Source organism: Enteractinococcus helveticum (assembly GCF_001657475.1).
GTDB classification, from domain to species: Bacteria; Actinomycetota; Actinomycetes; order Actinomycetales; family Micrococcaceae; genus Yaniella; species Yaniella helvetica.
Window position 1 is genome coordinate 183,316 of sequence record NZ_LXEY01000018.1, and the last position, 26,135, is coordinate 209,450.

Genomic DNA, 26,135 nt, shown 5'->3' on the forward strand with positions numbered 1-26,135 from the left:
CAGCACACGACATCGCTGCACGAGTGACCTAGGGCGCAGCAATGTGGTTAAGTAACGCTTATGGTTGCAGCATCAACACCGACGATCATCATGGCCCTTGATCTGGGCACCACCTCCACCCGGGTGGCCCTGTACGACGCCGAGGGCAACACCGTCACCATCGTGGCCCGCGAACACCAACAGTATTTCCCGCAGCCCGGCTGGGTGGAACACGACGCCACCGAGATCTGGGCCAATATCCGCGAGCTGTCGGCGCTCGCATTAGCCCGCGCCCACCTGACCGCCGCCGATATCGCTGCAATCGGAATTACCAACCAGCGCGAAACCATTGTCGCCTGGGATGCCACCACCTCGGTGCCCGTGCACCGGGCGATCGTGTGGCAGGATGCTCGCACCGATGCCCACATCGAACACCTGATCGCAAACGGCCACAACTCCGCGATGCAGCAAGCCACCGGGCTGAACCTGTCAGCCTATTTCTCGGCGCCCAAAATGGCCTGGTTATTAGCAAATAACGACGACGCTGCCCGCTTAGCCCAAGCGGGCACCCTGCGCTTTGGCACGATTGATTCCTGGATCATTTGGAACCTGACCGGTGGGACCGTGCACGCCACGGACATTACCAACGCCTCACGCACCTCGCTGATGAATATCCACACCGGGGCCTGGGACTACCAGCTGGGCCGCGTGTTCGGCATCGAGCCCAAGATACTGGAATCTGCCCTGCCACAGATCCACCCCTCGGTCCACGATTATGGCACCGTGACCCCGGGCCTGGCCGTTGCAGGGGTGCCGATCACCGGCGTACTGGGCGACCAGCAGGCGGCAAGCTTTGGTCAAACCATCTTCTCGGCCGGTGAGGCCAAGAACACCTACGGCACCGGGTGTTTTCTGCTGTATAACACCGGCCACGAACCAGTGTTATCGTCGTCGGGATTACTGACCACGGTTGCCTACCAACTGCCGGGCCAAGACCCCGTCTACGCGCTGGAAGGTTCGGTGGCCCAGGCCGGTTCGGTCGTCCAGTGGCTGCGCGACCAGCTGGGCATTATCCAGCACTCGGCAGATATCGAAGCCCTGGCCAATAGCGTCGAAGACCACGGGGGAGTGTACTTCGTACCGGCATTCTCGGGCCTTTTTGCACCGTGGTGGCGCCCGGATGCCTCCGGAACAATCATCGGGCTGACCAGTTATGCCACCGCCGGCCACATCGCCCGCGCCGCCCTGGACGCCACCGCGTATCAAACTCTCGACGTGGTAGCGGCCGTGGAAGCCGACACCGGAGCAACACTGCGCCGCCTGAATGTTGACGGCGGTATGAGCATTAACGATCAGCTGATGCAATTCCAAGCCGACATTCTCGACGTCGAGATCCACCGCAACGCCGATGTGGAAACCACCGCCCGCGGCGCTGCTTATGCAGCCGGTCTGGGTGCCGGCATTTGGGCCTCAACCCAGCAGCTTCGCGCCCTGTGGCAGTCCGGTGGCCACTGGAGCCCACATATTGACCCGGATAAACGCGCCCGATTGATCTCCGGCTGGCACGCTGCAATTGACCACGCGATTGGGTGGCCAGTTGAACAACCGGGTTAGAATACTAGTCTTAGACTAGATTTGACCTTTTGACCGAGTGTAGACAGGACATCGTGACGAACACATCGAAGCAAGCCGCAACCGAGCGTGAAGAATATTCGTTTGCAGCCATCGAGAAGCGCTGGGCCGGCTATTGGGAAAAGAACAAGACTTTCAAAGCCGCCGACGACGGTAAACGCCCCCGCCGCTACGTGCTGGATATGTTCCCCTACCCCTCTGGTGACCTACACATGGGCCACGCTGAGGCATTTGCCATGGGCGACGTCGTCTCCCGCTACTGGATGCTGCGCGGCTACGATGTGTTGCACCCCATTGGCTGGGACTCCTTTGGTCTGCCCGCCGAAAACGCCGCGATTGCCCGCGATGCCCACCCGGCCGAATGGACCTATAACAACATCGCCACGCAGCGCTCCTCGTTCGAACGCTATGCGATTTCAGTCGACTGGGACACCATCCTGCACACCTCTGATCCCGAATATTACAAGTGGACTCAGTGGCTATTTCTGAAGTTTTATGAACGCGGCTTAACCTACCGCAAAAAATCCCAGGTCAACTGGTGCCCCAAAGACCAAACCGTGCTGGCTAACGAGCAGGTTGTTGACGGCGCGTGCGAACGCTGTGGCACCGAAGTGACCAAGAAGGCCCTGGAACAGTGGTACTTCAAGATCACCGACTACGCCGAACGCCTGCTGCAAGACATGGACGCGTTGGAAGGCCAGTGGCCAGAGCGCGTGCTGAACATGCAGCGCAACTGGATTGGTAAATCCACCGGCGCGACCGTGACCTTTGCGATCGAAGACGGCCCCGAGATTGAGGTCTACACGACCCGTCCGGACACGCTGTACGGGGCAACTTTCATGGTGGTGGCCGCCGATGCTGATCTGGCCGAAGAACTGGTCACCGAAGACCACGCCGAAGCCCTGGCCAGCTATCGCGAAGAACTCAAACACGTTTCCGATATCGACCGCCAGTCAGCTGACCGACCAAAGACCGGCGTCTTTTTGGGTCGCTACGGCATCAACCCGCTCTCCGGTGAACGCGTCCCCGTCTGGGCCTCCGATTATGTACTGGCCGACTACGGTACCGGTGCGATCATGGCGGTTCCTGCCCACGATCAGCGCGACATGGACTTTGCCCGTGCCATGGACCTACCGGTACGCACGGTGGTTGATACCGGTGAAGACAACCCCGAAGACACCGGGCTTGCCACCACCGAGACCGGCACCAACATCAACTCTGGCCAACTGGATGGCCTGTCCGGACAAGCCGCGATCGACAAAGCTATCGAGCTGCTGGCTGCCAAAGGCACCGGCGAAGCCTCGGTCAACTACCGCCTGCGTGACTGGCTGCTATCTCGCCAGCGTTTCTGGGGGACCCCCATTCCGATCATCCACTGTGATGACTGTGGCCTGGTCCCCGTGCCTGCCGACCAACTGCCAGTCCAGCTGCCAACCGACCTACACGGTCAACAGTTGGCGCCCAAGGGCAAATCGCCACTGGAAGCTGCCGAAGACTGGGTCAACGTCGAATGCCCGACCTGTGGCCGTGCCGCCACCCGTGACACCGACACCATGGACACCTTCGTGGACTCATCCTGGTACTACATGCGCTTTACCGACTCCAATAACAGCGAACAAGTCTGGGACCGCGACCGCCTGGATCGCTGGGCGCCAGTGGACCAATACGTCGGCGGTGTTGAACACGCGATCCTGCACCTGCTCTACTCGCGCTTCTTCACCAAAGCCCTCTACGACATGGGACTGGTCAGCTTCACCGAACCATTCGCACGATTGCTCAACCAGGGCCAAGTGCTCAACGGCGGCAAAGCGATGTCCAAATCACTCGGTAACGGTGTCGATTTAGGTGTACAACTCGATGAATTCGGGGTCGACGCCATCCGACTGACCATGGTATTTGCCTCACCACCAGAAGACGACATCGACTGGGCCGACGTCGCACCCGGCGCCTCCCTGAAATTCCTGGCCCGTGCTTGGCGTCTGGCCCAAGAAGTTCAGTACGCTGACTCAGCAGCCGGCACCGACCCATCCACCGGGGCATTAGCACTGCGCCAGACCACCCATAAGATCGTCCACGAAGCCCAGGGCCTGTTGGACGACCAGAAGTTCAACGTGGTCATTGCCCGCACCATGGAATTGGTCAACGCCACCCGTAAGGAAATCGACAATGGTGCCGGGGCCGCCGATCCGGCAGTACGTGAGGCAGCCGAAGTAGTTGCCCAATTGCTGTCACTGGTGGCTCCATACACCGCCGAAGACATGTGGGCCATGCTGGGCCATGAACCATCAGTGTCCCGGTCGACCTGGCTCAACGTCGATGAATCCCTGCTGGTCGAAGACAAGATCACCGTCATCGCCCAAGTCCAAGGCAAATTGCGCGACCGCTTCGAAGTCCCCGCCGATATTTCCGAACAGGACCTGGAAACCATGGCACGCGACTCACAAAATGTGCAGCGCGCCATCGGCGATCAACAGATTCGCAAAGTCATTGTGGTCAAAGGCAAGCTCGTGAACTTCGTGGTGGGCTAACCCCACCATGACCGAAATTGCCCCGTGGATCGCCCGACTGACCGTTCGCTCGCGTGAAGTACGCAGCGAAGCGGTCGGTTGGGCACGCTACATCAAACCGCAGCGACGCGACCGGGTGGCCATTGTCACCGACACCTCAGCAGCCCTACCCGATGAAGTCCACAAATTACCCAACGGATCAGAGCTATTTATCATCCCCATTCCGGTGATGATCGGTGATCAGATTTATAACGAGGACGACGACACGCTTCACCACGATCTGTCCATCGCCCTGGCATCCGGCACCGCACTGCGTACTTCGCGCCCGTCACCAGGCCAATTCTCTGCCCTGTATAAACACATCGCAGAACAAGGCTATGGCCACATTCTGTCGATCCACCTGTCGTCAAAATTATCCGGCACTACGGACGCCGCACGCGTGGCTGCTCAGACCTCGTCGATTCCTGTGACAGTCCTGGATTCGCATAACGCTGGCCTATCGTTGGGAAATGCTGTGCTGGACGTGCTGATCCGCACCCGATTAGGTCTCTCACCGCAATACCTAGCCAATATCGCCACTCGACAGACCCAGGTGGGGCAGACGGTCTTTACCGTCCCAAACCTGGAAACCCTGCGCAAAGGTGGTCGTATCTCAGCATTGGCCGGCATCCTGGGACAGCTGCTGCAGGTACGTCCGGTCATGCAACTCAACGACGGCGCCATCGAACTGCTTGACCGGCCGCGTAGTGAAGTCAAAGCACTGTCGATCATCACCGATATTGCCACCTCGGTCCCACCACCCGTTCGACTCAGCGTGCAGTCCTACGGCGACTACGACACTGCCCACCAGATCGCAGCCGAACTCCAAGAGCACTCTTCGATGCCAGTCCCTGTCGTGCGTTTACCCGCCGTCCTTGCCGCCCACTTAGGCTTGGGTGCACTTGGGGTCTCCATGAGCCCAGACCTCGACTATGCCAGCTACGGCACCGCCTAGATCGGTTATCCCCAGCAAGCGTCATCAGAGCCCTCCTATCCACAATGCCTGGGGTAGCTTCCGTCAGTAGACGTCACAGTCTGCACGCTAGATGGTATGGCAAAACATCTGGCCGAACCCATCGAGTCATCGCGACAAGCGCCGATCTGGCGTACCAAGATCGCATTATCGGCTGTGCTCATGGTGATCGTTATTATCCTGACGGTCCTGGGCTTTCGGTGGCTTACGACTGACCATGAGGCCACACCAGACTCCGCCCTCACCGTCAACAACACTGAGCCAGAACCATTTGATTCACCCTCTGATGATGCATCGGTTTTTGAGGAGACACCAAACGAACTACTCGTCGTCCATGTCGCAGGCGAAGTACAACAGCCCGGCATAGTTGAACTTGAACCCACTGCCAGAGTCATTGATGCCATTGAGAGCGCCGGTGGACCAACCGACGAAGCACAGCTGGATGCATTAAATCTCGCCGCGATCGTCAATGATGGTGAGTATATTTTGGTACCCGATCGCCAAAGCACCGCTGCAACACCAGCAAACCCACCGGCCGCTGGTGGGACGGGACCAGCCGGCAACAATGCCACGGTCAACCTCAATACAGCTGATTCCACAGAACTGGAAACCTTACCGGGTGTTGGTCCCGCGACTGCAGAAAAGATCATCGCCCATCGGGAACAACACGGAGCTTTTGCACAATTATCAGACCTTGAAGCCGTTTCCGGTATCGGCCCCGCCACCTTAGAACGACTCGATGGGCTTGTGACCTGGTAATGCAGCAGGACCACATTAAACCCGATGATATTGCTGCCCCCATTGATATACGACTGCTTCCTGCCGCAGTCCTTACCGTCGCCTTATGTTTTATCGGGCCTGAACTACCTATTGAATGGGTACAACGAGTCCCGTGGATTCTTGGTATCACAGGTGTGGTGACGTTGCTTGTTGTTGTGTGTTTCCGGAAGTCACGTGGCAGACGCATCGTCCAGGGTGTACTTCTCATGTCGATTGCGTGCTGGACTGCGACTCCTGCAGCAGTGATGGTGCAGCATCAACAGACAACAGCCGAAGCCTCCGGCTGGTTGGACTTTATTGACACCTTGGGCACCGCACGAATGTCCGTGCGTCTAGCCACCGACCCCGTGAAACGCGATGGACCATTTGGCACCAGTTGGTTTGTCACCGCCGATGTCGAAGCCTTTGGCAAAGACCTTGTCCTCACACCCCACCCAGCTAAGATCGTAATTTCCGGGGACCATAGTTGGAATGACCTGGCAGCCGAAGACCAAGCGTGTTTCATCGGTCGCGTCACAGACAATGAATCATCAGTATTTGTTCAAGCCACCGCAGCAATACAACCTGGCAGTTGCGCCCACGGGGCGAGTGAACCAACGATAACCGGCCGCGATACGCTTCGAGAAACACTGCGAACCCAAGCCAATCAGACCATCAGCTTCGCCCCAGAACTCCTACCCGGGCTCATTCTCGGAGACCGGTCTCAACAGTCAGAACAAATCGACCACGCGATGAAAGTATCGGGTCTGAGTCATCTCTCGGCGGTTTCAGGCGCTCACACGTCACTGATCGCATCGGCAGCAACCATATTATTTCGCAGCCTACGTCTGCCGCGTTCCGTTGTTATCGCGGCATTCCTGGCCACGTTGGTGTTGTTTGTTCAAATTGTAGGAATGCAGCCGTCCATTATTCGCGCCGCAACCATGGGCGCCATCGGCGCGTGGGCCCTGTTTTATGGTCGCGGATCTCAAGCACTACCGATCTTGGCATTATCAACCATCGTCATCCTCACAATGTCGCCGGAACTGATACACGAGGTCGGCTTTCAATTATCTGTGGCAGCCACAGCAGGAATTGTGCTGGGTGCTCAGCCACTCGAGGCCTGGTGCCGCCCGATTCTGGAGAAAGTCCTTCCGAACTTCTGGGCAACGATGCTCAGCTCCTCTTTTGCAATCTCTGCAACCGCACAACTGGCCTGTCAACCACTGCTGCTAACGTTCATCGATTATGTCAGTCCATATTCTTTGCTCGCCAACCTTTTGGCCACGCCGCTGTTGCCAATGATCACTATTCCCGGCACGGTGGCTGCCGGATTATGCATCGTGGCTCCTGGCATAGCGCAAGTCTTACTGCATGCCGTTTCACTACCAACAGCAGCCATCGGCTGGATCGCCACCAGTGTTACCGACCTGCCCGGATCAATGCTTCCTTGGCCGGAAGGATTGGCAGGAACCGTGCTGATTGTATTGCACTGGACCGCCAGCTGCATTGTCTTGGTAAAACTCCTACGCCGCCAACGACATTCAAAACCAGCAGTCAAAATTGATTCGCCCCAAGCACGGTGGTTCGGCGTCCTCACCGCTGCAGAGCAGCGGCTCACCATGGCCAACATTATTCAGTTGAGTTTGGTGGTTGTGGCAGTCGTTGCCCACGTCGTGACGTTCTGGCCTATGCGACCCACGACAGTGGATGCCGATTGGGACATTGTCGGCTGTGATGTCGGCCAGGGCGATATGTTCCTGATCCGCACAGGATCCGACTCGGCCATGGTGATTGATACTGGACCGGATCCAGATCGTGCCCGACAGTGCCTAGACACGGCAGGCGTCGAACATCTTGATCTCGTCGTCGTGACGCACCTCCATGCAGATCATGTGGGAGGAATACAAGGCCTATTAGATATTGCCCCATCACAGGACATAATATTCTCAACCGGTTCGGATGACACCTATTCGCCAGCATCAACGGACCTGCCCGACACAGCTCGACAGGTAGACCAACCGGTGGTTGGCGTGATTGATCACGCACGACATGATCCAGACCATGCGGTGCAAGTACGCTGGTCGATTCTAAGCGCGGACAAGACCGCTCAGAACGAAAACAACGCCTCGATTGTGTTGTTTCTGGAGATCTACCGACACGGAGGGACCATTACCGCACTGTTTACTGGTGATGCTGAAGAAGACCTTGCGGCAAAGCTCTTGGGTGAACAGCGCATCCCGGCGGATGTCGATATTCTCAAATTGTCACACCACGGCGCAAAAAATGGTGGAACTGACCTGATTGAACATACCAGCCCCAGGATGGCCCTGATCGGGGTGGGGGAGGACAACACCTACGGTCACCCGCACGACGACATAGTAGAGGCGTTGGGGCCAAGAATCCAACTTCACCGAACGGATCTCGACGGCACCTTTGGTGTGACGTTTCAGCACAGTCACGCATTGGTTGCTGCAGAACGATAGACTCGAGATCATGGCCGCAACTCGACGCACAAAAACTTCTGATACATCCTGGCGCAATGTGATGGTGAGCCCGCTAATCCTTGTGCAGGGCAGCGAAGAATACATTCACTCGGCCGTCACCGAATCGGTGAAATCGCAGCTGAGAAAAGACGAGCCCGACACGGAAATCCATCATCTCTCAGCAGCCGAATATCAAACTGGAGAGCTGCAAGTCCTCGCAAGCCCCTCACTATTTGGCGAGAAGAAGTTGCTGGTCTTTGCGGACATGCAAAAGATGACCGACGCTTTTCTAACTGATGGGTTAGCCTATCTCCAAGATCCCAACCCTGATGTAACGTTTTTAGGCTTGCACGGTGGTGGGACACGCGGCAAACGCCTGTTGGATGCACTAAAGAAAACGGGTCAATTTGTCGAGGCTAAACCGATCAAATCCGATCGGGACAGAATGGAATTTTTGCAGACAGAATTCCGAAACGCCCGTCGGAAAATCGACCCAGACGCCATTCGCTCCTTAGCTGATGCCATTGGCCAAGACCTTGGAGAGCTCGCCGCTGCTGCGAGCCAGTTGATCGCCGACACCGAAGGCACCATCAGCGTGGAGATCGTCGAAAAATACTACGGAGGTCGAGTCCAAGCCACCGCGTTTAGAGTCGCCGACGCGGCCTTAGACGGACAGCTTGGACCTGCCATCGCCTTACTACGCCATGCATTGGCAACCGGTGTGCAGCCAGTGGCCATCAGCGCATCATTTGCGCTGAAGGCTCGACAGGTAGCACGGATTATTGATGCAAAAATGCCCGGCGGCCAAGTCGCCTCGGCGCTGGGCATGGCTCCATGGCAAGCTCAACGCGTTACCGCCACAGCTCGGCATTGGACACCGGTAAATATTGCCGGAGCCATCGAACTGATCGCTAGGGCAGATGCTGAAGCCAAAGGCCAGGCACGTGATGCAGACTTCGCAGTCGAGCGTATGGTCACTAAAGTCGCAGGTCTTGCCAAACACCGTTGAACGGTGGATTAAAGAATTGAGGCCGTGACAATCATCATGATCGTCACGGCCTCAACGCGTGTGTTTTGTTCTATTCGAACTTAGGCATCCATAGCGTTAACGCGAGCTGCAGCACCGGATTTACGGTTTGCAGCGTTATTGCGATGGATAGCCCCCTTGCTCACAGCCTTGTCCAGCTTGCGGCCGGCAACTGTCAAAGCCTGTTCAGCGGCGGCTTTATCGCCTGACTCAACGGCTTTGTTGACTTTGCGAAGCGCAGTCTTCAGTTCAGACTTGATCGCAGTGTTGCGTTCACGACGTTTTTCGTTCGTGATCGCGCGCTTTTTTGAAGATTTCAGATTAGCCAATTACTGGTCCTATCCATTCGAAAAATGTGGGTCGTTGAGGGGTATTCCTGCCGAAGCGACTGAGCGGTGTGGGGGCACCTTGGAAAGCCCCGGCAAGAGTGCCCGTCGACCTGCGCGGACACACAGCGGGTAATTCTATCAAACTCTGACCTAGACAGCGAATTGCACAGACTAACAGCAGGACGCGCCCAGCTGTTCGCTACCAGGCAGCTGGCCATACTCGATATGTTGTCGCTCCAGGCCCTGAAACGTGAAACAATAGTGCAACAAGAAAATTTAGTTGCGCTGCAACCGGTTTGACCTGCAGCCAATGTACACGAGAAGGATGGTGCACGTGTCGCCAGTGGCGTCCAACCCGCCTCAGCCCGGTTCTACCGATCCATCGGTTATTCGGAACTTTTGTATCGTCGCGCATATTGACCATGGCAAATCCACCCTTGCAGACCGCATGCTGCAAAACACCAACGTGGTTGCGCCACGCGACATGCAAAATCAGTTCCTTGACAGCATGGACATCGAACGCGAACGCGGGATCACCATCAAATCTCAAGCCGTGCGCATGCCATGGCAAGTCGATGGCCAAGACTACATTCTCAATATGATCGACACCCCCGGGCACGTCGACTTCGCCTACGAAGTATCACGATCCTTGGCCGCCTGTGAAGGGGCAATTTTGCTAGTGGACGCCGCGCAGGGTATCGAAGCCCAGACGCTGGCAAACCTCTATATGGCCATGGAGCATGATCTTGAGATCATCCCTGTTCTCAATAAAATCGACCTGCCTGCAGCAGATCCGGAGCGCTATGCGCTCGAGATCGCCAATCTGATCGGTGTCGATCCAGATGACGTTCTGCGAGTCTCTGGTAAGACCGGTGAAGGTGTCGAAGCTCTACTCGACCGCGTGGTTGGTGCTGTCCCTGCGCCGTCTGGGAACGTCGATGCGCCAGCGCGCGCTATGATCTTTGACTCGATCTATGACACCTACCGCGGAGTCATTACTTATGTCCGGATGGTTGATGGCAAGCTCACTCCTCGTGAGGGAATCCGGATGATGGCCACTGGGGCTGAATACGAGCTCCAAGAAACCGGTGTCTATTCGCCCGTGGCCATTCCTGGTAAAGGTCTGGGCGTGGGAGAAGTCGGTTACCTGATCACCGGTGTCAAAGACGTCTCTGAATCAAAAGTCGGTGACACCGTCACCACGAAGAACAAACCCGCCGAAGAACCCATCGGTGGATACAGTGAACCGCAACCTATGGTGTTTTCCGGCCTGTATCCGATCGACGGATCGGACTACCCGGCACTCCGAGAAGCTTTAGAAAAATTGCAGCTCAACGACGCCGCACTGAGCTACGAGCCGGAAACCTCCGTTGCACTTGGCTTCGGTTTCCGTGTAGGTTTCCTCGGCTTACTGCACTTGGAAATCGTCCGTGAACGACTTGAGCGTGAATACAACCTCGATCTGATCTCGACGGCACCAAACGTTATCTATAACGTCACCACCGAAGATGGCACGGTGGTACGCGTGACGAACCCTTCGGAGTTTCCTGAAGGAAAGATCATGGAAGTCGAAGAACCCATGGCGATGGCGACCATTATCGTCCCATCGGAATTCATCGGCGCCGTGATGGAACTGTCGCAGAGTAAACGCGGTCAGCTTGACGGCATGGATTACCTATCCGAAGAACGCGTTGAGATCCGCTACTGGATCCCGCTGGCAGAAATCGTCTTCGACTACTTTGACCTATTGAAGTCCCGCACCAAGGGCTATGCTTCCCTGAACTGGCAGCGACAAGGTTCACAGGTGGCCGACCTGGTCAAGGTCGACATCTTATTGCAAGGCGACACCGTGGATGCGTTCTCGGCGATTACCCACCGTGATCACGCATATTCCTATGGCGTCAAGATGACCTCGAAGCTCAAAGAGCTCATTCCACGACAACAATTCGAAGTGCCCATCCAAGCCGCTATTGGATCACGGATTATCGCTCGCGAGAATATCCGAGCGATCCGCAAAGACGTGCTCTCGAAATGTTATGGCGGCGACATCTCGCGTAAACGCAAGCTGCTCGAGAAACAAAAAGAAGGCAAGAAGCGCATGAAGATGGTCGGCACCGTCGAAGTGCCTCAAGAAGCCTTCATCGCCGCTCTCTCAACAGATACGGATAGCAAGTAGACCTTGAGTCAAACCGATACTCCACCTACCACCGGGGTGCTCCCGGAATTCGTTGCACCGGCTGCTAATGACACAGATCGGACTTTTTCACTGTACGTGCATGTGCCGTTCTGCGTCAGCCGATGCGGCTACTGTGATTTCAATACCTATATTTCACCCGATCTGGGACCCGGTGCCTCGCACGAAAGCTACGCTGACACCGCGATAAAGGAATTGGAATTTGCAGCCGACGCCCTAGAACAATCTGGGGTAGACGCCAAGCCGCTGCATTCGGTGTTTTACGGTGGCGGAACCCCCACATTGCTGGCAGCCCAAGATCTCAATCGAATTCTTCAGCGTGCCAGGGAACTCTTTGGCATCGAACCAGGGGCTGAGATCACCACAGAAGCTAACCCTGACTCGTTGTCCGCAGAAGCTGTGCAGATACTCGCCGAGGGCGGCTTCAACAGGATTTCGATGGGAATGCAGTCTTCGGTATCCCATGTGCTCCAAGTCTTGGAGCGGACTCACAACCCAGACAATGTCCACGCGGCCGCAGCATGGATACGCGATGCGAACTTGGACTTGTCACTGGACCTAATCTTTGGCACACCAGGGGAGTCCATTACGGACTGGCACCAGTCGCTCGACGCCGTCCTGGCCGTACGCCCGGACCACGTTTCTGCCTATGGACTCATCGTCGAAGAAGGCACCAAACTTGCAGCCCAAATTCGACGCGGTGTTTACCCGAACACCGATCCAGATGATCAGGCAGATAAATATCTTGCCACCGAAGAGCGTCTCACCACAGCCGGATACCGTTGGTATGAAATATCCAACTGGGCCTACGATCCGCAGGAACAAGGCATTCATCAGTCCCAACACAACCTCGCCTACTGGCGAGACCAAGACTGGTGGGGGATTGGCCCCGGAGCGCATTCGCATGTGGCCGGTGTGCGCTGGTGGAATGCCAAGCACCCAGCAGCTTATGCCTCACGCGTTCTGGACAACATTTCGCCAGCAATCGGTCGCGAAATTCCCGACGATGAGGCACGACTGCTAGAAAAAATCATGCTGGGCGTGCGGCTCTCCGAAGGCCTCGAATTATCGGTGCTGACAGCACAGTCAGAGTCTGAAGCACAGGAGGCACTGGCCGAAACCCGACGCCTAGCAGATCAGGGCTTGATCCAGACAGCAGCACTAGAAGACGGCAGAATTGTGCCGACCCTTAAGGGGCGTTTGCTTGATGACGCGATCACCCGACAGCTTGCCGGGTTTTAGGATCTGAGTTGACTAGCGGATGATCCGCAGATTGAAAGGGTAGCGGTAGGGCCGACCCTTATTGACCTCGATGCCCGCAATGACGCCCGAAATTGTCATGAACAGCCACAGCAACACCGCGACCACCCCAAAAATAGCGCCCATCACGGGGAGGAACGCCAGGATATTCATGGCCAGAGCAACGATCGTCAAGGGGAGGGTGAAGTTGAGTGCTTCTTTGGACTCTTGTTCGCAAAACGGGCCACGAGATCGGAACACAACAAATATCACCAACGATGGCACAAAGCCCAAGAACGCCCCGAAATGAGCAACGGTCGCCCATTGCCGGTCTTCAGATGGTGTAAGTGGACCACGCGAGGTGGTATTACGGCCATAACCTGAGGTGCCAGGGGTTTGTGACACGGCGGGTATCCTTTGCATTGTGGTTTAGCTGATATTCATGCGCTAGAGGTGACAAGTTAACAACAGTCTAATGCTGTTTCACCCTGCGCCCGGGCAGAACAACACCGAGCACGCCGAATTCTGCTAATCGTGGACGGTGACGAAATCGATCATGTGTTCCACCCGGCCCAGGAGGTCGGCTTCAAGGTCTTTAAAGCTACTGACTCGAGACAAAATCTTTTTCCATCCCAGCCCAATATCAGCAGGTGTTTGGTGAGGTAAACCCAACCGAGCAAGCATACCGGTTTTCCAGTCTTCATTGCGGGGGATTTTTGGCCATGCACGAATACCAATGACTTCGGGTTTGACCGCCTGCCAGATATCAACATACGGGTGGCCCACGATTAACACGTTGTCTTTGGCACCAGAGGCCTTCATGGCCTCTGCGGCAATCCGCTGTTCTTTTGATCCATCCACCAAATGGTCTAATAGCACCGCTAGCCGTCGTTTTGGTCCGGGCTGGAACTGTTTTACTGCTCCAGAGAGATCATCAATACCGTGCAATGGTTCCACGACGATGCCCTCGACGCGAAGGTCATCTCCCCAGATTTTCTCTACGAGTTCGGCATCATGAATACCTTCCACCCAAATTCTGGAAGCTTTGGCGACTGCTGCGCGTCGTGACGCTACGGCACGGGAACCAGATGCGGTGCGAGTGGGACGCGATGGTTGTTGTTGGGTCGGCACCACAAGATTGACTGCGGAGCCATCAATCATAAAACCTAGCCCTAACGGGAACGATCGAGTTACGCCCTTGCGGCCTTCTAGAACGACCAGGTGTACTCCACCAGATTTCTCTACGCGCACCACCGCCCCGGTAAAACCCGATGCGGCATCTTCAACCACCAGACCGCGTGCAGCGGCGACCTGTTTCGGTGCTGAACGCTGGCCTGTGCGGGTCATCTCCGTTGGTCCCCACTGGTCCCAGTTCATGATTGTGTATCTCTTTCTTTGGTCTTGGCTCTCCGAGGGTATCAAAGCTTGATCAGTCAACAGCGAAGAACATCCGTTGAGTGCTGCCACCGTCGAAAAAATCCAGCTAACATTAGCACTATGCTATCGACAGTGCTAACTTTCTGGGGGAGGGTAAATGATTGATCAACCACGTCGAATGAAAGTTCTACAAGCCATTGTGGAAGACTACGTGGCCTCCCGGGAGCCTGTCGGTTCAAAAGCTTTAGTGGAACGACATAACCTCGGGGTCTCTTCAGCGACGGTTCGAAATGACATGGCCGAGCTCGAAGATGAAGGGCTCATCGCAGCTCCACACACGTCCTCAGGTCGCATCCCAACCGATAAAGGCTATCGCTACTTTGTCGACCGAATCTCAGAGGTTCGACCACTTTCCATTGCCGAGAAGCGTGCAGTCCAACGGCTGCTCGACAACTCCGATGGTATCGATGACATGATGGCCGCCACGGTGCAAGTCCTATCGCAGCTGACCCGCCAGGTCGCCGTCATTCAGTACCCTCACATGGATTCTTCAGTCATTCGACGCGTTGAGTTCGTGTTGCTATCAGAAGACCGCATGTTAGCTGTGTTGATTCTTTCAACAGGACGGGTGGATCAGAGGGTGGTCTATCTCAATGAAGTCGTGGATCAGCCGACCTTAGATGTCTTAGCTCAGGTATTTATGAAGTATCTGGACAACGTCAGCCCGTATAACCTCTCGCAGGCATTGGCTGATGTGCATGCCGCAATCCCACAAGAACACCAGTCACTGGTCCGCGCCCTTGGCAACGCTGTGCAGTTGTTGGCCGAAGCAGGACACCGGGATCGCATCTTGTTAGCGGGGACTGCCAATCTGGCCCGTTCTCCACAGGACTTTAGCCATTCCATTGGTCCGATTCTTGAAGCCCTGGAAGAACAGGTTGTGCTCTTGAAACTGTTGACCGAAATGGAAAACGATGTGCACGGCTTATCGGTGCGGATTGGCGACGAAAACTTCGGTTCGTTGGGTGACACCTCGGTTGTAGCGGCAGGTTACGGACCTGGTGATGCGGCAAAAATTGGCGTCGTCGGACCCACCCGAATGGACTATCCCTCGACGATGTCGGCCGTGCGAGCTATCGCTCGGTACCTGTCTAGGATTTTGTCTAGTTAGCTCATGACCGGATAATAGACTCTGACCAGAACACGGTTTCAAGCTCCCGATGCTTGAACTGAAAGGAACACGACCAACAAGTGGCACAAGATTATTACCAGATCCTGGGTGTTGACCGTAACGCCACAGAACAAGAGATCAAAAAGGCCTATCGCAAAAAGGCCCGCGAACTGCACCCGGATCACAACCCGTCCGAAGAAGCCGCAGAGCAATTCAAGTCTGTCACGCACGCCTATGAAGTGCTATCAAACGCCGAAAAACGGCAGAACTATGACGCCACCGGCCACGAAGATGGTCGACGTGCAGGTGGTTTCGGTGGCGGCGGTTTTGGTGGATTCTCCGACATCTTCGAAACCTTTTTTGGTGGGGGAGCAGGTGCTGGCCCGGCATCCCGCGCACGTCGTGGTCAAGATGCTCTGATTGCGACACATATCGATCTTGAAGAAGCAGTCTTCGGCACAGAAAAAACCATTGAGGTTGAAACGGCAGTCCGCTGTGAGCGCTGTGATGGTTCTGCGATGGAACCTGGTACGCATCCAGAAACATGTACCACCTGTCGCGGTGCCGGACAGATCTCGCGTCCAGTGGATTCAATCCTGGGGCGCATGATGACCACAGAAACCTGCCCAACCTGTCGGGGTTACGGCGATGTCATCACCGATCCATGTGGGCAGTGTTCCGGCCAGGGCCGCGTACGCGAGCGGGTGTCCTTCACCGTCAAAATCCCAGCCGGTGTCCGTGACGGCACGCGAATTCAACTGGCCGGACGAGGTGAAGCTGGGGTGGCAGGTGGACCAAACGGCGACCTCTACCTTGAGATTCGAGTCCGTGAGCACGAGGTCTTTACCCGCCAGGGCGACAACCTGCATGCGACAGTGACCGTTCCGATGACCGCTGCTGCGCTAGGTACGGAAATCAAGATTGACACTTTCGACGGGGAACAAGCCTTCACCGTAGAACCTGGAACCCAAACCGGCTACGTCGTGACGTTGCGGAATCTGGGTGCCTCACGACTTCAGGGCAGCGGTCGTGGTGATATGAAGATCACCCTCAACGTCTCGACGCCGACAAAATTGAATGACGAACAGCGCGAGTTGCTCACCCAGCTGGCTGAACTTCGTGCCGAGGACATTGCCAACGGACAGGTGGAGTCTCGAGGTTTCTTTTCGCGTCTGAAATCCGGGATCGACAACATGTTCTCGCATGATGAATCGTGACACACCCACTGTTCTATAGTCCTCAAGCAAGCGGGATCCGCATCGATGATCTCGTCAGTCTTGATGAGGCGACATCTGGTCACGCGATTCGTTCACAACGCCTGCAAGCCAATGACCCGGTGCTGGTATCCGACGGTGCCGGGACTCTGGCCGAAGGGGTAATCCAAACTGCCGATCCTCGGAACACGCAAATTCGGGTCACCCAGGTCAGTATTGAGCCGCAGCCCAGTGTGCGCATCAATTTGGTACAAGCCTTAGCCAAAGCTGATCGTGATCTTTTGGCTGCTGAGATGGCCACCGAGCTGGGCGTCGATGCCGTGACACCGTGGCAAGCCCAGCGTTCAATAGTTCGCATTCGTACAGACCGCGCTGAGAAAATGTTAGGGAAATGGCGCTCGAAACTTCAGGCAGCTGCTCAGCAGTCGCGTCGCGCCATAATCCCCGACCTCATGGACCCTCTGGTCACGACAGAGGTCGCTACGTTGCATGATCCTGAAAACGGCCAGTATATTGTCGTACTGCACGAAGATGGCATAACGAATATCGATGACGCAGTCGCCCTGACGTCAGGTGTCCAGATGTTTCATATCGTGGTGGGACCGGAAGGCGGGGTGGCACCAGAGGAGCTGGCTGCTATTGAACAAGCTGGTGGCACCGCAGTGAAAATCGGCCACAACGTCCTTCGTTCATCTACTGCCGGACCGGTAGCCATCACCTTGCTAAACCAGCTCCTGAAGCGTTGGTAAACCGAGCCAGCCTGTAAAACCCCATACGGATCCTGCACAAAGATAGACCATGCGCTAGTGACCACATAGACTGGATGCCACAGCACAAACGAGTAATGGAGTCGACCTGACAGAACACACTCAACCCGATCACACAAGGCGCAAGACCATCACATTCACCACTCCGGCCGCCATGGTGCAAACATTTGGTCCACAAGACATGCTGCTTCGTGTCCTTGAAGGCGTGTATCCGGACCTGAAGCTACTGGTACGAGACCAGCAGCTCGACATCTCAGGTGCCCCAGAAGATGTGGCTGAAGTCGTCAAGATTGTCCATGATCTACAATCTGTCGCCGGTGCAGGCACAACAGTAGGCCCAGAAATTATTGAGGCAACCATCGCAGGGGTTCGCGCCTACCCCGATGACATAACCATGAGCATGCCTGCCGAGCTGATCGTCTCAGCGCAGGGTAAGAAGATCCGCCCGAAGACTGAAAACCAAAAAGCGTATGTCAACGCGATCAACAACAACACCGTGGTGTTTGGGATCGGCCCGGCGGGTACTGGAAAGACGTATTTGGCCATGGCCAAAGCTGTTCAAGCGTTGCATACCCGGCAAGTCAACCGAATTATTCTCACCCGACCTGCAGTAGAAGCCGGGGAGTCGTTGGGTTTCTTGCCAGGTACACTCAGTGAGAAAATCGACCCCTATCTGCGCCCGCTGTACGATGCGCTGCATGAAATGGTCGAACCAGACTCCATCCCACACCTGATCGAAGTCGGCACCATCGAAGTGGCACCATTGGCCTATATGCGTGGACGCACCTTGAACGACGCGTTCATAATCCTGGATGAAGCCCAGAACACGTCGGCAGAACAAATGAAAATGTTCCTCACTAGGCTGGGATTCAACTCTCATATGGTCATTACCGGTGATGCCTCCCAGATCGACCTGCCTCGCGGAACTGACTCGGGTCTGGCTCAAGCCGTGGATTTCCTCCAGGGCATTGATGACATCGCCATCATTGAATTGAAATCTTCAGATGTGGTTCGCCACGATCTGGTCTCAAAGATTGTCGATGCCTACGATCGCTATCAACCCGAACCTTCACGTCCACAACGATCCGGCCGGAATCGAAATCGGTAAAGGAACATGGCAATAGAAGTACTTAATGAAACTGCTTTCGACGTCGACATTCAACGGGTCATGACGCTGGGCAAACACCTGTATACCAACCTTCACATCCATCCGGCATCCGAGCTGGCAGTGGTATTTGTTGATAACGACGCTATGAGTCAATTGCATCAAGACTGGATGGGTCTAGACGGCCCCACCGACGTCATGAGTTTTCCGATGGACGAGCTGCGCCCTGGCACCCAACAGCAACCGGCCCAAGGATTGCTGGGCGATATCGTGATCAGCCCTGAAGTCGCTGCGGAACATGCCGCACGTGGCGGCCACAATGTGGCTGACGAGGTGGCGCTGCTGGTAACCCACGGATTGCTTCATCTGCTGGGATACGATCACGATGATCCCGAAGAAAAAGACGAAATGTTCAGCTTGCAAAACCGACTTCTCCAAGAATTTCTAGGCTACGCGCCGCCAGAGCTCCAGGATGAGGAAGCATAAACGCTGTGGCCATACCTATTACCATGGCGATATTTTTTCTCGCCAGTCTTATTTTAACCTGGGTGTTAAACCTTGCCGAATCGGCGTTTGACTACATCTCCTACCGAGAAGCAGAAGCAGTCGTAGCGAAACGGCCAGGCAACCCCATCTTGCAAGTGCTCGATCGGCTACCCGAACATCAGTTGGCCGTCCGGTTCTGGAGCAGCGTTTTCCTGGCGACCTCCGCAGTGCTCATTACGGTGTTTATTGACTACTTCGTCAATAACGTGTGGCTTTCGGCTGCCGGCGGCATCCTGGTAATGGGAGTCATGACGTTATTGTCTGCCTTCCGTAGTCCACGCAAAATTGGGGCGAAACACTACGAGGTTTCAGCACAAGGCACCGCATGGCTGGTCCGTCTGTTGACCGTCATCCTGGGCCCCATCCCGCGACTGTTCATCACGGACACCGACACCGAAAATGACGACGAAAACGACGAAGCCGATCTGGAAGAAAAACACTTCCGGGAATACGTCTCACGCGCATCCAAAGCCGACGTCTTAGAAGACGACGAAGCCGAAATGATTCAATCGGTCTTTGAAATGGACGACACTTTGGTGCGCGCCATCATGGTGCCGCGTACCGATGTGGTGTGGCTTGAATCGGGTACCACTCTGGCTGATGCTACAGAAATCTTCATCGATTCCGGTTTCTCCCGCATTCCCCTGATTGGTGAAAGTCCAGACGACGTCCTAGGCATCGTCTTTCTCAAAGATATCGTGCGTGCCACCCACACCCAGCGGTTATCCCCGCAGGAGCAAGTCAACGTCTTGGCACGTGAGATTCGTGTTGTTCCCGAATCCAAATCCGTCTGGGATCTTTTGCAAGAGCTCCAACGTGAAGCCATTCACGCGGCCATTGTCGTTGACGAGTACGGTGGCACCGCAGGACTGGTCACACTGGAAGACCTCATTGAGGAACTCGTTGGCGATATTTCGGATGAATACGACGACGTCGAAATCGCTGACGTGATCCCACAACCCAACGGCGAATTCCTGGTGAATGCTTCAATGTCGGTCACAGACTTCTCCGAAGCGTTCAACTTATTCTTAGACGATGACGAAGACGTTGACACCGTGGGCGGGCTGCTGGCCAAGAGTTTAGGTAAAATTCCGGTTGAAGGCTCGGTCACGGAGATTGAAAACCTCACACTGACCGTTGCCTCACTTGTCGGCAAACGCAATCGAGTCGATACGATCAAAGTCACCGTACATTCATCTTCCGAGGAGACCACAGCATGATGCCAACCGAGTATCCCGAACACTTTCGTTCCGGATTCGTCAGCCTTGTCGGTCGACCCAATGTTGGAAAGTCTACGTTGACCAACGCGATGGTTGGCTCAAAGATCGCCATCACCTCATCCAAACCTCAGACCACCCGACGGGTCATCCGTGGGATCGTATCTGGCGATGATCATCAGCTAATCTTGGTCGATACACCGGGTCTTCACCGACCACGGACCCTACTCGGGGAGCGTCTCAACGAACTTGTTGCAGAAACTCTTGCGGGAATGGATGCTGTGGCCATGTGCATACCGGCCAATGAAAAAATTGGTCCCGGGGATCGGTTCATTGCCGAACAGCTAGCGAAACTGCACAAGACGCCGATCATTGCCTTGGTCACGAAAGTCGACACGGTCACTCGGGGAGTTCTGGCCGACCAGCTGATCGCCGTCCAACAGCTTGGTGAAGAAATATTGACGCCCGATACCGGTGAAGGATTCACAGAAATCGTTCCGGTCTCGGTCCAAGGTGATGTCCAAGTCGATACGGTTGTTGAAGTCCTGACCAAGTCCCTGCCGAAATCACCGCCGTTGTATCCGGACGGTGAAGTCACCGATGAGCCCGACGACATTATGGTTGCCGAACTTATTCGAGAAGCAGCTTTAGAAGATGTCTTTGATGAACTGCCGCATTCCCTGGCGGTTGTCGTTACCGAGATGGGGCTTCGCGAGGGCGAGCCTGAAGATCAGCCCATCACGGACATTTACGCTGCGATCTACGTGGAACGCGACAGTCAAAAAGGCATTATCATCGGCAAAGGTGGTCAGCAGCTCCGGGCTATCAGACAGCGCGCGCGTAAGAACATTCAAAAACTCCTTGGCACACGGGTATATCTGGACCTCGTTGTTAAAGTTGCCAAAGAATGGCAACGCAATCCTAAACATATGAATCGTTTGGGATTCTAAGGACCCGGTGTTAGGCTAACCACATGCATTGTGTTCAGAGCACCCCACAGCACGGTCTTCACCGTGCACTTCTTGGTGCTCTACTAGGTCTACTACTACCGTGCCGTAGCGGGGCCTAGGTTCTTCAAGCACACGCTTTGAACGCCATCAGGTAGCGTCGACCCCGTTGCGGAGCGAAACACACGACCTGCCACCGGTGAGACATGAATGCTCACACACCGGTTTGTCATCATTGGTCCACTAAACTCGTCACAGGACCAGGCAGTTTCAAAGAATGAGGAAAGACTTTGCGGAATTTTCAGCAACCATCGGGCATGAACTTTAAAAAATACGTCCCTTTCGAACAACAAATTGCCGTAAACCTGCCGGATCGTACTTGGCCAGATAACGTCATCACGAAAGCTCCTCGCTGGTGCGCGGTCGATTTGCGGGATGGGAACCAGGCCCTGGTCAACCCCATGGACCCAGAACGCAAAATGCGGATGTTTGAACTGCTGGTCGGTATGGGATACAAAGAAATCGAAGTTGGGTTCCCGTCGGCATCACAAACCGATTACGATTTCGTGCGTCAGTTGATTGAAGAAGATCGCATCCCCGACGATGTGCACATCCAAGTGCTGACACAGTCCCGGGAACACCTCATTGAACGCACCTACGAAGCGTTAGAAGGCGCCCCGCGTGCCATCGTGCACCTGTACAATTCCACTTCGGTTTTGCAGCGACGCGTAGTCTTCCGCGAAGACAAAAACGGCATTGTCGACATCGCTACGCGCGGTGCCATGCTGTGTCGCAAATACGAAGAACAGCTGACCGATACAGAGATTACCTACCAGTACTCACCAGAATCCTTCACCGGCACAGAATTAGAATTTGCCGCTGAAATTTCCAACAAGGTCGCCGAAATTCTGGAAGCATCCACCGACCGTCAGATGATTCTCAACCTGCCTGCCACCGTTGAAATGTCCACCCCGAACCGGTATGCCGATCAGATCGAATGGATGCACCGCAACATTGAGAACCGCGATGCGATCATCCTGTCACTCCACCCGCATAATGACCGTGGTTCCGGTGTCGCAGCTGCTGAACTTGGCTACATGGCTGGAGCCGATCGAATCGAAGGTTGCTTATTCGGTAACGGAGAGCGCACCGGTAACGTTGACCTTGTGACCCTCGGAATGAACCTGTATACGCAGGGGATTGATCCAGAAATTGATTTCTCCAACATGGACAAGATCCAAGAAATCTATGAATACTCGACTCAGATGAAGGTGCATGAGCGTTCCCCATGGGCCGGCGAACTGGTTTTCACCGCGTTCTCCGGGTCGCACCAGGACGCGATCAAAAAAGGCTTCGAAGACATGGAAGCCCGCGCAGAAGAATCGGCCGTTACAACCGAAGACATCGACTGGGGTGTACCATATCTGCCGGTTGACCCAGAAGACATTGGTCGCACCTATGAAGCCGTTATCCGGGTGAATTCGCAGTCGGGTAAAGGCGGGGTCGCCTACATGCTGAAGTCCGAGTACAACTTGGATCTGCCACGGCGCGCCCAGGTCGAATTCTCCGCGGTCATCAAGGACTACACCGATACCCACGGCGGGGAAATTTCTTCTGGAACCCTGTGGGGAGTCTTCGCCAACGAGTATTTGCCAACTGACGATCCACAAGATCGTTGGGGCCACTATCATCTCGTGTCCTCGACTTCTTCCACTACTGAAGATGGTGACTTCTCGATGGAAGTCAAAATGGAGCGCGAAGGCGAAGTCGTCACCCGTAATGCCACCGGCAACGGACCGATTTCTGCACTGGTGAAAATGTTCCACCAGGCCGGCGTCGACGTTCGCGTCCTCGACTACACCGAACACGCCCTGACCGAAGGTGGCGAAGCCATGGCCGCAGCATACGTTGAGGCGGCCATCGGTGATCGCATCCTGTGGGGTATCGGATTGGACCACAACCCCTCAACCGCCTCACTGCAGGCAGTCACCTCTGCAGTCAACCGGTACATGCGTGACGTGAAAGCTGAACAAACCGCTGAATAAAACACCCAGGAAAAGATCCCGTGGATCCGGTACGTACATTTCGCAAAGTTACCGGACCCACGGGATTGTACTGCGCACTTATAAACTGGCCGAAGCGGACCGAATCATTGTCATCCTGACCGCCGATCACGGTCAGATTCGAGCCGTTGCTAAAGGTGTGCGTCGTACGACGTCGAAATTTGGGTCGACGTTGGAGCCATTTATGCACACGAGATTGCAGCTTGTGCCTCGACGAAATATGCACATGATCGTCCAAACGGAGACCATTCACCCCTATGGCATGATGCTCACCAATGACTACGACAGCTTCGGCGCTGCCTCCGCGATGGTCGAAACCGCTGAACAACTCACGCGAGATGAAGACATCACCGGTGCATCCCAACAATATCGGCTGTTGCATGGTGCGATCGCTGCTTTGGCTCGACGAGCCGCTTCACCGATCATGTTGCTCACCTCGTATCTATTGCGTGCTCTTGCTATCGCAGGGTGGGCGCCAACGTTTGATGAATGTAGTAAATGCGGTGTCGAAGGTCGCCACAACTGGCTGTCGGTACCTCTAGGCGGCGTCGTGTGTGACGACTGTGCGCCGCCGCAGACACCCTATGCCACGGATGATGTGGTAGCACTGTTGGCCGCATTACTGGCGGGGGATTGGAAGGTTGTTTCGCAAGCAGAACCGGCACAAACCCGACAGGCCACCAGTTTTGTAGCACAATATTTGCAGTACCATCTAGAGAAAACTCTGCAGTCACTATCGGTGATGGACCAGGGCTAGCCACCACAGGAGCCACCAATGCGTTACCAGAACCCAGCGCCCCACCCTGATGGTTTTGTCATGCCAAAAATTGACCCGAAATTCATTCCACAACACATAGGCATTGTGATGGATGGCAACGGTCGATGGGCGAACCAGCGAGGCTTACCTCGAACCGAAGGGCACCGGGCCGGAGAACAAGCTTTACTCGATGTAATGGCCGGAGCCGTCGAGATGGGCATCAAATACGTCTCGGTCTACGCGTTTTCAACAGAAAACTGGAAGCGATCACCAGACGAAGTTGCCTTTCTGATGGGCTTCTCACGAGATGTCCTGCGGCGTCAACGTGACACACTGAACTCCTGGGGAGTCAGAGTGCGCTGGAATGGTCGCAAACCCCGGTTGTGGAAGTCAGTAATCAACGAGCTACAGGCTGCTGAAGAACTCACCAAGGACAACGATCGCACAACGCTGGTGATGTGTGTAAACTACGGTGGCCGAGCAGAGATCACCGACGCGATCCAAGCCATCGCCGAACAAGCTGCCAAGGGCAAGCTCAGTCCTCGCTCGATTAACGAAAAGACAGTTGGACAACACCTGCGCCATCCTGACGTGCCGGATGTCGACCTGTTCCTGAGAACCTCCGGTGAGCAGCGGCTGTCCAACTTTTTATTGTGGCAGTCGGCCTATGCTGAGCTGGTCTTTCTGGATGTGTTGTGGCCCGACGTTAATCGGAAAACCCTGTGGGATGCGGTTGAGACATACGCGTCCCGAGATCGTCGTTACGGGGGAGCGATTGACGCTCCATCTGCTGCCCGGTGAAATAATTTAACCACTCAAACGTGGCGGCGAAAGCTTGGTCGCGAACCGGACGTGCCGAGGCGTAAACATCGTGAATGGCGTCCGGAATTTTATGGATCATCACCGTATTGCCCAGATGCGTTGCACGCTTGGCCGTAGCCTCAACATCTAGGACGCTGTCGGCCGTTTGCATCTTAGAAGAATACTTGGCGCCAAAATGGGTCTTCGTGGACACCAGCACCAAAACGGGGACATCAATGGATAGGCCTTCGCGAACTTTGGAGTGGCCCTCAAGGATTGCTGACAGCCAGCCTCCATGAATGTCGAAGGAGTACCTGGGACGCCATAACGGGTGTAACACCCATTCGCCATGCTCGTTGGACGATATCGTCCGGTAGAAAAAGTCGACCTTGGGCAATAGCAGCTTGCGCTCGGGCATACTGCGCCACACGGGGTCAGCCACCGTATTGGCAAATCCGCGCAACCAGGTATTGCCCTGGAGGGTCAACCACGGGGCATTGAGCACCAAGGTCCGTAGGCGCCCGGGATACCGATTCGCCCACAGGGCTGCGACCAACCCACCTGTTGAATGCGCAATCATGGCTGGCTGTTCGCCAGGATGTTCGTGGGCGATCAAATCCAGAGCGGCGTTAATTTCTTGGTCATATTCGGATAAATGGTCAATATAGCCAGGCTGTTGCCTGGGTCGCAAGGACCGACCGTATTTCCTCAGATCCAAGGCATACAGCTGATGACCGTGGCGAGCTGCGGCGTCGGCCAGTTCGGTGTTGTAAAAATAGTCCGACCATCCGTGAATGTAGAGCAGCGGCAGACCTTCGACGTCGTCATGACGCACCAGTGTTGCGGTCACGGGGCCGTCTGATTCCTCATGAAGGGGGATGCTTTGACGCGAGAACCCCTCCAGGACGTCAGGCAACCACTGGCCCGGGGGCGTATCCTCAAGTAATCCGTAGTGCATTAGCGGCTTCCAAACATGACAAACCCGGTGCACAGTTGCACAAGGCGT

The 26,135-nt window shown here is 55.4% G+C and carries 22 protein-coding genes; 18 read left to right on the forward strand and 4 right to left on the reverse strand.

What is annotated here, in order from left to right:
- Positions 1–60 precede the first annotated feature (60 nt).
- The 6 genes from glpK (at position 61) to holA (ending at position 9,384) form a co-directional block, all read left to right on the forward strand.
- Positions 61–1,593 carry a glycerol kinase GlpK gene (glpK, locus tag A6F49_RS07905; protein ID WP_043057954.1) on the forward strand — a complete coding sequence of 511 codons (1,533 nt, stop codon included), beginning with the start codon at positions 61–63 and terminating at the stop codon, positions 1,591–1,593.
- A 53-nt stretch (positions 1,594–1,646) separates the two neighbouring features.
- Complete coding sequence (gene leuS, locus A6F49_RS07910) at positions 1,647–4,139, forward strand: leucine--tRNA ligase (RefSeq protein WP_043057955.1); 2,493 nt, start codon at positions 1,647–1,649, stop codon at positions 4,137–4,139.
- A gap of 7 nt (positions 4,140–4,146) precedes the next feature.
- On the forward strand, positions 4,147–5,112 hold the full coding sequence (locus A6F49_RS07915) for a DegV family protein (RefSeq protein ID WP_043057956.1): 966 nt from the start codon (positions 4,147–4,149) through the stop codon (positions 5,110–5,112).
- A gap of 96 nt (positions 5,113–5,208) precedes the next feature.
- The gene (locus tag A6F49_RS07920) at positions 5,209–5,889 is read left to right on the forward strand and encodes a helix-hairpin-helix domain-containing protein (RefSeq protein ID WP_052504874.1); all 681 of its coding nucleotides are present in this window, start codon (positions 5,209–5,211) and stop codon (positions 5,887–5,889) included.
- A gap of 227 nt (positions 5,890–6,116) precedes the next feature.
- Positions 6,117–8,375: a ComEC/Rec2 family competence protein gene (locus A6F49_RS07925; protein ID WP_161485792.1), complete on the forward strand. Its 2,259-nt coding sequence runs from the start codon at positions 6,117–6,119 to the stop codon at positions 8,373–8,375.
- A gap of 10 nt (positions 8,376–8,385) precedes the next feature.
- Positions 8,386–9,384 carry a DNA polymerase III subunit delta gene (gene holA, locus A6F49_RS07930; protein WP_043057958.1) on the forward strand — a complete coding sequence of 333 codons (999 nt, stop codon included), beginning with the start codon at positions 8,386–8,388 and terminating at the stop codon, positions 9,382–9,384.
- 80 nt (positions 9,385–9,464) lie between these two features.
- Here the strand turns inward: holA and rpsT are convergent, their stop codons facing one another.
- Positions 9,465–9,731 (reverse strand): 30S ribosomal protein S20, encoded by a 267-nt coding sequence (gene rpsT / locus A6F49_RS07935; protein ID WP_043057959.1) that lies wholly within the window; start codon positions 9,729–9,731, stop codon positions 9,465–9,467.
- Between the two features lie 334 nt (positions 9,732–10,065).
- Here rpsT and lepA point away from each other — a divergent pair, with 334 nt between their 5' ends.
- Both lepA and hemW read left to right on the forward strand, forming a co-directional pair.
- Positions 10,066–11,907 (forward strand): translation elongation factor 4, encoded by a 1,842-nt coding sequence (gene lepA, locus A6F49_RS07940; RefSeq protein WP_043057960.1) that lies wholly within the window; start codon positions 10,066–10,068, stop codon positions 11,905–11,907.
- Between the two features lie 3 nt (positions 11,908–11,910).
- On the forward strand, positions 11,911–13,167 hold the full coding sequence (gene hemW, locus A6F49_RS07945) for a radical SAM family heme chaperone HemW (protein ID WP_052504875.1): 1,257 nt from the start codon (positions 11,911–11,913) through the stop codon (positions 13,165–13,167).
- 12 nt (positions 13,168–13,179) lie between these two features.
- Here hemW and A6F49_RS07950 read toward each other — a convergent pair whose 3' ends face one another.
- Both A6F49_RS07950 and A6F49_RS07955 read right to left on the reverse strand, forming a co-directional pair.
- The gene (locus A6F49_RS07950; protein ID WP_043057961.1) at positions 13,180–13,569 is read right to left on the reverse strand and encodes a DUF4870 domain-containing protein; all 390 of its coding nucleotides are present in this window, start codon (positions 13,567–13,569) and stop codon (positions 13,180–13,182) included.
- 123 nt (positions 13,570–13,692) lie between these two features.
- A complete protein-coding gene (locus tag A6F49_RS07955) occupies positions 13,693–14,541 on the reverse strand; it encodes a DUF3097 family protein (protein ID WP_043057962.1) in 849 nt (282 codons plus the stop codon).
- 160 nt (positions 14,542–14,701) lie between these two features.
- On the opposite strand from A6F49_RS07955, the gene hrcA reads away from it, so the two are divergent.
- The 10 genes from hrcA to A6F49_RS17300 all read left to right on the forward strand — a co-directional run bounded on the left by hrcA (position 14,702) and on the right by A6F49_RS17300 (position 25,129).
- Positions 14,702–15,712 (forward strand): heat-inducible transcriptional repressor HrcA, encoded by a 1,011-nt coding sequence (gene hrcA, locus A6F49_RS07960; RefSeq protein ID WP_043058027.1) that lies wholly within the window; start codon positions 14,702–14,704, stop codon positions 15,710–15,712.
- An 80-nt stretch (positions 15,713–15,792) separates the two neighbouring features.
- Positions 15,793–16,929: a molecular chaperone DnaJ gene (dnaJ, locus tag A6F49_RS07965; RefSeq protein WP_043057963.1), complete on the forward strand. Its 1,137-nt coding sequence runs from the start codon at positions 15,793–15,795 to the stop codon at positions 16,927–16,929.
- Positions 16,926–17,675 (forward strand): 16S rRNA (uracil(1498)-N(3))-methyltransferase, encoded by a 750-nt coding sequence (locus A6F49_RS07970; protein ID WP_043057964.1) that lies wholly within the window; start codon positions 16,926–16,928, stop codon positions 17,673–17,675. Before dnaJ ends, A6F49_RS07970 begins: the two co-directional genes overlap by 4 nt.
- A 106-nt stretch (positions 17,676–17,781) precedes the next feature.
- Positions 17,782–18,801, forward strand: a complete 1,020-nt coding sequence (locus A6F49_RS07975; protein ID WP_407643833.1) for a PhoH family protein — start codon at positions 17,782–17,784, stop codon at positions 18,799–18,801.
- Between the two features lie 6 nt (positions 18,802–18,807).
- Entirely contained in the window at positions 18,808–19,284 is a 477-nt protein-coding gene (gene ybeY / locus A6F49_RS07980; RefSeq protein ID WP_043057966.1) for an rRNA maturation RNase YbeY, read from the forward strand.
- A 23-nt stretch (positions 19,285–19,307) separates the two neighbouring features.
- Positions 19,308–20,564 carry a hemolysin family protein gene (locus A6F49_RS07985; RefSeq protein WP_043057967.1) on the forward strand — a complete coding sequence of 419 codons (1,257 nt, stop codon included), beginning with the start codon at positions 19,308–19,310 and terminating at the stop codon, positions 20,562–20,564.
- Complete coding sequence (gene era, locus A6F49_RS07990; protein WP_067605701.1) at positions 20,561–21,511, forward strand: GTPase Era; 951 nt, start codon at positions 20,561–20,563, stop codon at positions 21,509–21,511. Before A6F49_RS07985 ends, era begins: the two co-directional genes overlap by 4 nt.
- A 314-nt stretch (positions 21,512–21,825) precedes the next feature.
- The gene (leuA, locus tag A6F49_RS07995; RefSeq protein WP_067605704.1) at positions 21,826–23,553 is read left to right on the forward strand and encodes a 2-isopropylmalate synthase; all 1,728 of its coding nucleotides are present in this window, start codon (positions 21,826–21,828) and stop codon (positions 23,551–23,553) included.
- A gap of 37 nt (positions 23,554–23,590) precedes the next feature.
- Positions 23,591–24,328, forward strand: a complete 738-nt coding sequence (recO, locus tag A6F49_RS08000) for a DNA repair protein RecO (RefSeq protein ID WP_327019960.1) — start codon at positions 23,591–23,593, stop codon at positions 24,326–24,328.
- Positions 24,329–24,346: 18 nt separating this feature from the next.
- The gene (locus A6F49_RS17300) at positions 24,347–25,129 is read left to right on the forward strand and encodes an isoprenyl transferase (RefSeq protein ID WP_043057971.1); all 783 of its coding nucleotides are present in this window, start codon (positions 24,347–24,349) and stop codon (positions 25,127–25,129) included.
- Here A6F49_RS17300 and A6F49_RS08010 read toward each other — a convergent pair.
- A complete protein-coding gene (locus A6F49_RS08010) occupies positions 25,035–26,087 on the reverse strand; it encodes an alpha/beta hydrolase (RefSeq protein ID WP_052504878.1) in 1,053 nt (350 codons plus the stop codon). The two genes, A6F49_RS17300 and A6F49_RS08010, sit on opposite strands and share 95 nt — an antisense overlap.
- Positions 26,088–26,135: the final 48 nt, after the last annotated feature.